The organism is Paenibacillus sp. NRS-1760 (genome assembly GCF_050467785.1).
Lineage (GTDB): Bacteria > Bacillota > Bacilli > Paenibacillales > Paenibacillaceae > Pristimantibacillus.
Window position 1 is genome coordinate 99,754 of record NZ_JBITPK010000015.1, and the last position, 12,062, is coordinate 111,815.

At 45.3% G+C, this 12,062-nt stretch carries 8 protein-coding genes; all 8 read left to right on the forward strand.

Annotation, left to right across the window (positions count from 1 at the left end):
- Window positions 1-249 precede the first annotated feature (249 nt).
- Complete coding sequence (locus tag ACIFSR_RS24275; RefSeq protein WP_339205203.1) at window positions 250-1,074, forward strand: transporter substrate-binding domain-containing protein; 825 nt, start codon at window positions 250-252, stop codon at window positions 1,072-1,074.
- Window positions 1,075-1,096: 22 nt separating this feature from the next.
- Complete coding sequence (locus ACIFSR_RS24280) at window positions 1,097-1,747, forward strand: amino acid ABC transporter permease (RefSeq protein WP_339209768.1); 651 nt, start codon at window positions 1,097-1,099, stop codon at window positions 1,745-1,747.
- Window positions 1,747-2,469: an amino acid ABC transporter ATP-binding protein gene (locus tag ACIFSR_RS24285; protein WP_430060597.1), complete on the forward strand. Its 723-nt coding sequence runs from the start codon at window positions 1,747-1,749 to the stop codon at window positions 2,467-2,469. The genes ACIFSR_RS24280 and ACIFSR_RS24285 overlap by 1 nt, the downstream gene beginning before the upstream one ends.
- A gap of 110 nt (window positions 2,470-2,579) precedes the next feature.
- Window positions 2,580-3,785 carry an ornithine--oxo-acid transaminase gene (locus tag ACIFSR_RS24290; protein ID WP_430060600.1) on the forward strand — a complete coding sequence of 402 codons (1,206 nt, stop codon included), beginning with the start codon at window positions 2,580-2,582 and terminating at the stop codon, window positions 3,783-3,785.
- 98 nt (window positions 3,786-3,883) lie between these two features.
- Entirely contained in the window at window positions 3,884-4,786 is a 903-nt protein-coding gene (rocF, locus tag ACIFSR_RS24295; RefSeq protein ID WP_076270426.1) for an arginase, read from the forward strand.
- 31 nt (window positions 4,787-4,817) lie between these two features.
- The gene (locus tag ACIFSR_RS24300) at window positions 4,818-5,732 is read left to right on the forward strand and encodes a proline dehydrogenase family protein (protein WP_430060603.1); all 915 of its coding nucleotides are present in this window, start codon (window positions 4,818-4,820) and stop codon (window positions 5,730-5,732) included.
- Between the two features lie 12 nt (window positions 5,733-5,744).
- Complete coding sequence (gene pruA, locus ACIFSR_RS24305) at window positions 5,745-7,310, forward strand: L-glutamate gamma-semialdehyde dehydrogenase (protein ID WP_430060606.1); 1,566 nt, start codon at window positions 5,745-5,747, stop codon at window positions 7,308-7,310.
- 317 nt (window positions 7,311-7,627) lie between these two features.
- Window positions 7,628-11,977, forward strand: a complete 4,350-nt coding sequence (locus ACIFSR_RS24310) for a M20/M25/M40 family metallo-hydrolase (protein WP_430060609.1) — start codon at window positions 7,628-7,630, stop codon at window positions 11,975-11,977.
- Window positions 11,978-12,062: the final 85 nt, after the last annotated feature.

The following is a 12,062-nucleotide window of genomic DNA, read 5'->3' on the forward strand; positions in this document are numbered from 1 at the left end:
ACAGTAGATGATTTCACTATTTTATCATCTGATCCAGATATTAGACAAGTGTGTGAATATGTCGAAAGGTGTCATAATAACTCACATTGAAATAACAATTTTTAATAGAATCATAAAAAAACATTGTAGATAGTGGAAACCGATGTTATAATTACTACCATCATATATGTATATTGTATACAGATTTAACTCCGTATTCAATTCGGGGGATTTTAGACTAAATCAGATAATGAATTGGGAGAGATGGAAATGAAAAAGAAATTATCATTGCTGCTTATTTCGGTTATGGTCGTCCTTTCGGCATGTGGTCAAAACAATAAGGAAAATACGCCAGCTGCAACGAACAATAACGCGGCAACAGATCCTCCAGCAGTAGAGAAAACAACGCTTACCCTGGGTACAAGTGCAGATTACGCCCCCTTTGAGTTCCATAAGATGATAGACGGTAAAGATACGATCGTAGGTTTTGATATTGAAATTGCTAGAGAGATTGCAAAAGATATGAATGCTGAGCTCCAAATTCAAGATATGGACTTTGATGGTTTGCTGCTCGCACTCGATACAGGAAAAGTAGATATGGTTATTTCAGGTCTGACGCCTACGGAAGAACGTAAAAAGAACGTTGATTTCTCTGAAATCTATTACCTGACTAGCCAAGGCGTTTTGGTGAAAAAGGATCAAGCTGAGCAATTCAAGTCATTGGATGATTTGAAAGGCAAAAAAATCGGTATTCAAAAAGGTTCGATTCAAGAAGGTATTGCACAGGAAATCGCCGATGCGAAGCTAACGGCTTTAGCTAAAATTCCTGAATTGATTTTGGAGCTGAAGAGCGGTCGTGTAGATGCCATTATTCTAGAAAAACCGGTAGCGGATCAATACGCAGTGGCCCAAACGGATATTGCAGTGTCTGAAGTGAAGATTGAGCAGCCCGTAGAAGAGGCTGGCGTATCCATAGCTGTTAAGAAGGGCAATCAAGATTTGCTTAATAAAATTGATGGAACGATTGCTCGTTTGAAGGAAAGCGGCGAAATTGATCGTTATGTCGTTGAGGCCAATGAGCTGGTTGGAGAATAAAGAGCGGACGGAGTAGTTGGATATGGATTTAAACTTCGGTTTCATGGCTGAGTATTGGCCGATTTTTTTGAGAGGAGCCTTGGTCACGCTGGAGTTGTCTTTCTTCGGCGTGGCGCTCGGCACAGTGCTCGGGGTACTCTTTGCATTAATGCGAATCTCGCGCTTCTGGCCGGTTAAGTTTTTGGCCTCTACTTATATCGAGATTATACGAGGCACCCCAATGCTCGTGCAAATCTTCATTATTCATTATGGACTGACTGGATTTGGTATAAATCTTCCGCCTTTCATTTCAGGAGTGGTAGCGCTCACAATTAATAGTTCTGCCTATATGGCAGAGGTATTTCGAGCGGGAATCGAAGCAATCGACAGGGGTCAGACGGAGGCGGCTCGATCATTGGGTCTGAGCAGAGGTATGGCGCTTCGGTACATCGTGCTGCCGCAAGCTTTCCGCAACATGCTGCCGGCAATCGGCAATGAATTCATTATTATTATAAAAGATTCCTCGCTTATATCCGTCATAGGCATTGCGGAGCTGATGTACAATGCTCGGACGGTTCAGAGCGTCACCTTCTCGCCGATGGAGCCGTTATTAATTGCCTGCGCTTTATATTTTATCATGACATTTACATTATCCAGGCTGCTTGCTGTGCTAGAGAGGAAGTTGAGAAGCTGATGATAGTCGTAAAAGGGCTGCGCAAATCTTATGGAAAAAACGAAATATTGAAGGGGATAGACACGGTAATTCGCAAAGGTGAGGTCGTCGTTGTTATTGGACCAAGCGGATCGGGGAAAAGCACCTTTCTTCGTTGTTTGAATCGATTGGAGGAGCCGTCGGCAGGTCATATTCAGCTGAATGATCGTGAGATTACGAATAAACAGTCGGAGTTAAATCGCATTCGTCAAGAAATGGGCATGGTGTTTCAGCATTTTAATTTATTTCCGCATATGACCGTCTTGGAAAATTTGACCCTTGCTCCGCGTAAGCTGAAGAAGCTGAGCAAAGAGCAGGCGAATGTAGAAGCTGTGGAACTGCTGCGCTTAGTGGGGCTCGAAGACAAGAAAGATGCCTATCCAGATCGTCTCTCAGGCGGACAGAAACAGCGTGTTGCGATAGCGAGAGCGCTTGCCATGCAGCCTAGCGTGATGCTGTTTGATGAACCAACGTCAGCACTCGATCCTGAGATGGTTGGTGAGGTGCTTGAAGTCATGCGGAAGCTTGCTCAAAACGGAATGACGATGGTTATTGTAACGCATGAAATGGGTTTTGCCCGCGAGGTTGGCGATAGGCTGCTGTTTATGGATGGCGGCTGCATTGTTGAAGAGGGAGTGCCGCTGAAGGTATTCCAAAATCCTCAGCACCCGCGAACGCAAGATTTTTTGGCAAAGGTTTTATAGCAGCAAGGTCGTTTAGTTTGTAAATTCCTGGTGGTTAATAATCAATCCAGGTTTTTTTATAACAGTAATTGAATATTGTATACAAATTTGCGGGGAGTGATTTCATCGATATGACATCTACCAAATCTACAGCGGTTGTCATGGAGCAGTCGGATCGATACGGCGCACACAATTACCATCCGCTGCCTATCGTCATTTCGGAGGCTGAAGGTGTCTGGGTGAACGACCCTGAAGGCAATCGGTATATGGATATGCTCAGTGCGTACAGCGCTCTTAATCATGGTCATAGGCATCCAAAGATTATTCATGCACTTAAAGATCAAGCGGATAAAGTAACGCTCACTTCACGAGCTTTTCACAATGATAAGCTGGGCGAGTTTTATGAAAAACTAGTTAATTACACGGGTAAAAATAAAATTTTGGCAATGAACACGGGAGCAGAAGCAGTGGAAACCGCCATTAAGGCGGTTCGTCGCTGGGCATATCGTGAGAAAGGCGTGGAGCACGACCAAGCGGAAATTATCGTTTGTATAGGCAATTTTCATGGTCGGACAATAACGGTCACTTCCTTCTCATCAACGGAGGAATACAAAAAGGATTTTGGGCCATTTACGCCAGGCTTCAAGCTAGTTCCTTATGGCGATTTGGCTGCTCTTGAACAGGCGATTACACCAAATACAGCTGCTTTTCTCGTTGAGCCGATTCAAGGGGAGGCGGGCATCATTATTCCGCCGGAAGGATATTTGTCAGGAGCTTATGAATTGTGCAAACAAAATGATGTGCTGTTCGTGGCCGATGAAATTCAAACCGGTTTTGGACGTACAGGCAGACGCTTTGCATGCGATTGGGAAAATGTAACGCCAGATGTTTATATTATGGGCAAAGCGCTGGGCGGCGGGGTGATGCCCATTTCGGCAATCGCCGCAAACGATACGATTTTAAATGTTTTTGAGCCTGGTTCGCATGGATCTACGTTTGGCGGCAACCCGCTGGCTTGTGCCGTCTCTGCAGCAGCGATTGATGTCATCGAGGAGGAGAAGCTGGCAGAGCGTTCGGATGAACTGGGGAAATATTTTCGAGAACAATTAGCTGAAATTAGTTCACCGCATATTGTGGAAATTCGCGGTAAGGGCTTGTTTATCGGATTGGAGCTTGATACAGCAGCGAGGCCATACTGTGAATGTCTGATGGCGAAAGGGCTATTGTGCAAAGAAACACATGACACGACCATTCGGTTCGCGCCGCCGCTCATTATAACGAAAGAAGAGATCGATTGGGCGTTAGAAAGGATTGCGCTTGTGCTTCAATCCGAATAAGGGATGAATTTGCGGACGGAGACAGCTTAAGGAAGGGGATGTTCACTTTGGGAAGCATTGGGGAAGCGAATCTTAACAAGACGGGGAGGACGGATTTTATGGCGAGCAAAAAAGTGAGACTCATAAGCGTTCCGTTCTGGATGGGCGGAAGCCGCGCAGGATCGGAGCTTGGACCGGAAAGCATTATTCAATCAGGGCTAGCGCGTCAAATCAGAAGTATGGGATTTGATTTAGTTGGCAACTACGAGGTCAGCTGCCCGAGGCATGGCGTGCTTGATCCGAAGCAGCCCAAGATGAAATATTTTCCCGAAGTGAAAGAGATGAGCGGGCTAGTAGGGGAACAGGTCTATCGCGCAGTGCTTGCGGACTCTTTTCCTCTCGTATTAGGCGGGGACCACAGTGTTGCGATTGGCTCGCTAGCTGGTTTGACTGGTCATTACAATAATTTGGGCATTATCTGGTTTGATGCGCATGGCGACTTGAATACGGAGGAGACCACTCCTTCCGGAAATATGCACGGTATGCCGCTTGCGGTAGCGATGGGTCTAGGGAAATTTAAGCTTTCCGATATACCGGGAGCTGGACCGCTCATTAAGAAAGAAAATGTAGTGATTATCGGAGCGCGTGATTTAGATCATTACGAGAAGGAGCTTATTCGATCAGAAGGAATCGCTTGCTTCACAATGCATGACATTGACCGAATGGGCATGAAGGCAGTTATGGAGAAGGCGATTGAGATTGTGAGCAGCGGTACGGATGGTGTGCATGTAAGCTTTGATATGGATTGTATGGACCCGGCGGAAGCTATTGGTGTAGGGACGCCGGTTCCAGGCGGAATAAGCTATCGCGAAGCGCATCTAGCGCTGGAGCTGCTAGCTGAAACAGGCCGCGTAACCTCTATGGATATTGTGGAAGTAAATCCTCTGCTGGATGTAGGCATGCGTACTTCTCGGCTTGCAGTTGAGATGGCGACCTCTCTGCTTGGCAAACGAATCATATAGAATCTAGGCGGTTAGGGGACGAGGGTTCGCTATGGAAAAAATGATGAGGAGCTTTTTTCTGACTCTCGGCAAAAGCAGTCGGATTGGGAGTTTGGCGCGTAAATATGGCCTCAAGCTGGGAGCTAGCCGATTTGTAGCTGGGGTTGAGATAAGCAGCGCCATTGAAGCGGTCAAGAAGCTTAATAAACAAGGAAAAATGGCAACTTTAGATCATTTAGGTGAATTTATTCGAGGCAAGGAAGAAGCTGCTCATTCCGCAAATATGTGCTTGCGCACGCTTAAAGCAATTGCTGCTTCTAATGCAAATGCGAACTTATCCTTAAAGCTTACAAGCTTAGGACTGGAGCTGGATAGCAAGCTGTGCGAGGAGCATATGAGAACGATATTGGATGCCGCTGCGAAAATGAACATTTTTGTTCGAATCGATATGGAAGATTACTCTCACTGCCAGCCTGCTCTTGATCTATATAAGAGGCTGCGAGAGTCATATGAACATGTTGGTATCGTTATTCAAGCTTATTTGTTTCGTTCGGAGCAGGATGTTCATGAGCTAGGACTTAATCGTGCCAACCTAAGATTGGTGAAGGGAGCCTATAAAGAAGCTGAAGAGGTTGCCTATCCGCAGAAAACGGATGTCGATCAATCATTTGAGAGATTAATAAAGATGCATTTGCAGAGCGGCAGCTACACGGCGATAGCGACCCATGATCGGGCCATCATTGATACCGCAAAAAGGTTCATCAAAGAACAGGGAATTCCAGTGGAGCAATTCGAGTTCCAAATGCTTTATGGCATTTGCGAGGAGCTGCAGGATGAACTCGTTCGTGATGGTTATAGAGTAAGAATCTATGTCCCTTACGGTGAAGACTGGTTTGGTTATTTCATGCGAAGACTGGCAGAACGACCTGATAATGTTTGGTTTGTATTGAAAAATATGTGGAAGTAGAGGGGAATGACAATGAGAGAATGGAATGTAACGCCATTTGTTACTGAACCGATGACTGATTTTGGCAATGCTGAGAACCGTGCTGCCTTTCTGGAAGCAATTGCTCATGTGAGAACGGAATTAGGCAAGCAATACCCGCTGCATATTGGAGGTCATGCCGTTCATACCTCTGATTATATCGTATCACGCAACCCGGCAAAGTCGGATGAAGTAGTAGGTGAAGTGGCAAAAGCAAGTCAAGAATTAGCTGAACAGGCGATGAAATCAGCGCTTGCTGCTTTTGAAACGTGGAAACATACATCGGTATGGACACGGGCGACCTGCTTGATGAAAGCCGCAGCGCTCATGCGGGAGCGGAAGCATTATTTTTCGGCGTGGCTCGTAATTGAGTCGGGTAAAAACTGGGCAGAAGCCGATGCAGATACGGCAGAAGCGATTGATTTTATGGATTATTATGCACGTGAAATGTTGAAATTAGCGGAAACCAATGAGATTAAACCACTGGTTAAGCTAGCAGGTGAAGACAATCGACTGACTTATATTCCGCTGGGCGTCGGGATTGTTATTCCGCCTTGGAATTTCCCGCTGGCAATATGCGCTGGGATGGCTAGTGCTTCTATCGTTGCAGGCAACACGATTATTATGAAACCTGCATCTACAACTCCGATTATTGCATACAAGTTCTATGAGCTGATGGTGGAGGCGGGGATGCCTGCTGATGTTATTCAGTATTTACCGGGAAGCGGTGCAGAAATCGGCGACTACTTGACTAGCCATCCAAAGACCAGATTCATTAGCTTCACAGGCTCGAAGGAAATAGGGCTGCGTATTAATCGGCTGGCTGCTGAACAAGCGCCGGGACAAATATGGATGAAGCGAGTTGTAGCGGAAATGGGCGGGAAAGACGGTATTGTCGTTGATGAAACGGCCAATATCGATGCTGCTGCTGATGCTATTGTAGCTTCTGCTTTTGGGTTTCAAGGACAGAAATGCTCGGCAGGCTCAAGAGCCATTGTTGTAGCGGATGTGTATGATGAGCTAATTGAAAAAGTGAAAGAAAGAACGAGCAAGCTTGTTATGGGTTCCCCGGAAGAGAATGCGGCAATCGGGCCTGTTATTGATAAAGCTTCTTTTGACAAGATTTTGAATGCCATTGAGAGAGGCAAGAGTGAAGGTAGATTAATAGCAGGCGGCGGAAAAGGAATAGAGAGCGGCTATTTCATAGAGCCAACGGTATTTGCTGATGTTGCTCCAAAAGATTCGTTAATGCAAGAAGAGATCTTCGGGCCTGTATTAGCGATTGCTAAGGCGAAGGATTGGCAGGAGGCTATTCATATTTACAATGATACGGAGTTTGGCCTGACAGGAGCTTTTTTCTCGGCAGAAGAGGATCGAATCCAAGCGGCGCTGCAGGATATGCATTGCGGCAATCTATATATTAACCGTAAATGCACAGGGGCGTTAGTAGGCGTTCATCCTTTTGGAGGATTTAATATGTCAGGTACAGATTCAAAGGCTGGCGGACATGATTATATGCTATTGTTCACACAAGCTAAACTTACGTCTATTAAACTATGAATGAATAATAGTCGCGATTATACGAGTTTTGTGTTAATTAAAGTAACATAAAAGATTGATTTTTATCGAATTTCGATCGAATATCTGAAAATATCATTGTCTATATGGAATGTTGATGTTACACTATCTCACGTATAGAAGTATATTGTATACAAATTTTGACGCTTTACCCACATATACATAAGGCGCACCCTAGATTAAGTCAAAATTGATTAACGCAAAAGCGGAATGGGAGTGATGAGTATAGCATTGTCAATCTGTCGTTTGGCTGCACTCTGTTTATTGGATTAATTGCTAGACAAAAAAGGAGGAAGAACATGTCTAAGAAGATTATCTCTCAAAAGCTTCTCGCACTCATGCTTTCCTTAATGCTCATTTTCTCTATCATTGCTCCTGGTGCTGCATATGCGCGGGAAGGTGCCGATACTGGTTCGGTTCCTGCTGAGGAGACTGCAGTTGCTCCAGAAACAACGGGGCTGGAAGAAACTTCGGATACGGAGCCGCTGATCGTCTCTGCACTTGCTGAGCCGGAAGATTCGGTTGGTAAAAGTGCTTATGATTATCTTAATTATATGGCGACCACAATCGGTGCTCGTGTTGCGGGTACAGCGAAAGAGGTTGAAGCCGGAAATTATGTAAAGGCTGAATTTGAAAAATTAGGCTTTAATACTGCGGTACAGCCGTTCAGCTATACTCGCGGTGGGACAACGGTTAATTCAAATAACATCGTAGCGACTAAAGTAGGAACCTCGCCAAAGGTTATAATCGTAGGCGCGCATTATGACTCTGTCAATGCAGGCAAAGGCGCTGATGATAATGCATCAGGTGTAGCGGTTATGCTGGAATCAGCGAAAGCAGTGTCCGAGCTAGCTACGCCGTATACGATTAAATTCATTGCGTTTGGCGCGGAAGAGCAAGGACTTAGAGGCTCTCAATATTATGTGTCTCAAATGACTGCTCAAGATAAGAAAAACACAGTTGCAATGATTAACCTCGACAGTGTGGCTGTCGGCGATAATATGTACATTTATGGCAGCAGCGGTTCAAAAGGTTTCGTTCGTGACCTAGGCCTTAGTATTGCTGACCGTCTTGGTCTTTCCCTTATAACTAATCCAGGTGAAAATCCAAAGTATCCAGCTGGTACAACAGGAGACTGGAGTGATCATGCGCCATTCTCGAAAGCAGGCATTCCTTACGCCTACTTGGAAGCGACGAACTGGAGCCTTGGCGACAAGGATGGTTATACGCAGACTACACTGGATGGAGAAATATGGCACACAGCAAAAGATACTCTTGATTATATCGAGTCTGCTTATCCGGGAAGAATCCAAGAGCATTTAACGACATTTACTAAAGTGCTCACAGGCATTCTTCTTGAAGTGCAAGAGCTTCAACTAAGCAAAGATAAAGCATCCATAACAGAAAAAAGAACGATTGACGTTTCATTCGAATTGCCGGCAGGCGTAGCGCTTGCAGATCTGAAATGGAGCTATGGCGAGAAACCTCTAACCGAATGGAAGAAGTGGGGCACGAACTCTTATTCGGGAGACCCATTCATCTATTTGGAAGGGACGCCAGTGCTGGATGGAACGACGGTTAAAGCGCAAGTTACGTTCGACCTTATTTACAACACAACAAACTTGTCTGGTGCTCACCGTTCCAGATACCCGGCAATGCTTGGTACTCGTGATTTTGCTGTTCTAGATCAGAAAGGCCGCACCATTGCGACAGCACCTATTAAGCTTAATGTTTATGACAGCTATCATTCGTATGATGAAATTAAACCAGAGATTGACGCGATTACAGCAGAAATTAATGCGAAAAATAATCGCTATGTCGAAACGCAGGTTCTTGGCCAATCCGTGCAGGGCAGAAACATTTATTTTACGATTTTGGCAAAGGACAAAGCGTCTGTAGACAAATACTTAAATGAAACGATGCCTGCTATGATGAATGATCCGAAGGGCTTGCAGGATAAAATCAAAAATGGCACGTTCACCGACTATAAAGTTCCAGTATGGCTTAACAACATCCATCCGGATGAAGCGCCTGGCGTTGATGTTATTCTTAACTTCTTCCGGGAAATGGGGATGAAGGATAACATTACGTTTAATACGAACGAGGATGCTGCTAATCCGCTGCCTGTTACGTTAAACGTAAATGATGCGCTTGAAAATGCTATTTTCCTAATGAATTTTACGGAAAATCCAGATGGACGTTCATTGAATACGCGGGCAAATGCCAACTCGTTTGACTTGAACCGCGATAATTCCTATCAAACACAGCCCGAAACAAAAATCGTAACGAAAGAAATTGCCAAATGGTCGCCGCTTTCCTTCTTGGATATGCACGGTTTCGTAGGCAGCTTCCTGATCGAGCCGTGTACACCGCCGCATGATCCGAACTTCGAGTACGATCTATTGATTGGAAGCATGCTCGAGCAAGCGAATGCGATGGGTAAAGCAGGTATTGCTAATACCAAATATACAAGCTACGAAATTCCGTATGAATCTCATCAAAACAACAACGGACCTAATAAATCAGGCTGGGACGATGCATCCCCTGCTTACACAGCTGTTTATGCGATGCACCATGGTGCATTAGGTCACACGCTGGAAATACCAGAGCTTAACGAGGATTCAACGACTGCACTTTTCTATGCGAGCGTTGCAGCAACCAAGTATGTAGTAGAAAACAAAGAGAAATTGTTCTTGAACCAGCTTGAAGTTTATAAACGCGGAGTCGAGAATACAGACAGCCGTACCGTTGATAAATATTTGACGAATGCTGCTGATCAAGTCATTGGCAGACCACGCGGTGCAGAAACTAATTTCTTCCCAGACTATTATGTTCTTCCTGTAGCAAGCGAATTGCAAAAAAACCGCCTAGCAACGTATGAAATGGTTCAGTACTTGCTGAGCAATGGCGTCAAAGTCGAACAAACCACGACACCTGTGACGATTGGCGGGGTTGTTTATCCAATTGGCTCCTACGTTGTCAACATGAAGCAAGCGAAGAGGGGGTACGCTAACCTCGTCTTGTACGATGGCTTTGATGTATCGGATTTCTCTGAAATGTATGCCGAAATCGTTCAAAGCTTTGCTGATATGAGAGGTTTTGATCGTTATGTGGTACGTCAGGATGGAGCCTTCTCCGGTAAAACGACGAGCGTTACTGGAGTCGTAATCCCAGAGACGACCATTCCAGGCGACGCAGAACAATATGTCATTAGAAATACAAGCAATGCGGCCATTAAAGCAGTAAATGAATTGCTTGCAGCTAAGAAAGCAGTAACGATGCTGAGCAAAGGTGCTGCAGGTTATGAATTAGGAGATTTCCTCGTTTCCAAAGCGGATCTCCAGTCTATTTCCAAAAAGTATTTGCTCGATGTTATCGCTTTTGACAGTAAGAACAGCAAGGAAGGGCCGCTGCTGAAATTAACGACAGTATCCGCAACAGGAGTCCCTGCTTTTGTACTAAAAGATTTGGGTTTCCCTGTGACAACGGATATGGCGGCAAGCGATGTGCTTATTAACACAAGCGGACAAGCAAGCACGAACCTGATCGGTGAGGGCAAGCCTTATGTTGGATTCGGAAGATCGGCAATGAACACGATGAAGGGTTCAACGCTGTTGCCAGGATTCGATTTCGCAACGACAGGAAGCTCTCATGAAGGCTTGTTCAAAACAGAGCTGGATCAGACGCATTTGATTACGGCTGCGTACGATGCAAAAGAATTCTTCTACACTGCATCGGGTTCATGGATCACTTCTACTCCTGCAAATGCGAAGGTGTTGGCAACGGCAAGTACAGATGCTGACTTCTTTAAAGCAGGCTGGTGGCCTGGAAATGATAAAGTAAAAGGTAAAACAATTGGCTTCACCTACAAAAAAGGCAAAATTAATGTCACGTTATTTGCGAATGATTTACTGAACAGAGCACATCCGCAAAAGCAATTCAGAGTAGTAGCCAATGCAATATTCGCTGCGGCATCTGCTGAGGAGACGGGACCTGTTGTGACACCGGACCCAGGCACCGGCGGGCCAGGTCCAGTTGTAACACCAACGCCAACACCGACTCCTAAACCGACGCCAACGCCAGTTGACGTTCCTGAGTTTAAAGATTTAGGAGCTGTTGAGGCATGGGCTGGAGACGCAATTAAGGAGTTGGCTGGAAAAGGCATTATTACAGGTATTAGCAGCACATCATTTGCACCGCTTAAACAAGTAACGCGAGCTGAGTTTTTGACGATGCTTGTTCGCGCTTATCAATTAGCGGATGCGACTGCCACGGCAGACTTCAGTGATGTGAAAACGTCGGATTGGTACTACGCTTCAGTAGCTGCAGCGGTGAAAGCAGGACTGGCTCAAGGTGTAGGAGAGGGCAAATTCGATCCTAACCGACCGATTACACGTGAGGAAATGGCTATTATGGCTGCGAACGCCTTGAAGCTCATCAATAAGGATGCAGCAGCAAGTGACGTAGAGGGTGCCTTAAGTAAATTTAGCGACCAAGCTAAAATGGCATCGTATGCGAAAGAAGCGATTGCCCTTCTGACAGAACAAGGCGTGATCAACGGCATGACGGACGGCTCCTATGCTCCAAAAGGCATAGCTAACAGAGCGCAAGCAGCCGTTATCATTAGCAAGCTCCTTAAGAAAAATTAAATTATAGCAATAAATAAAAGGGCTGCCAGCGGCAGCCCTTTTATTTAAAGCTTTATCATGAAGTACATATTGCCTCACAGAAAAC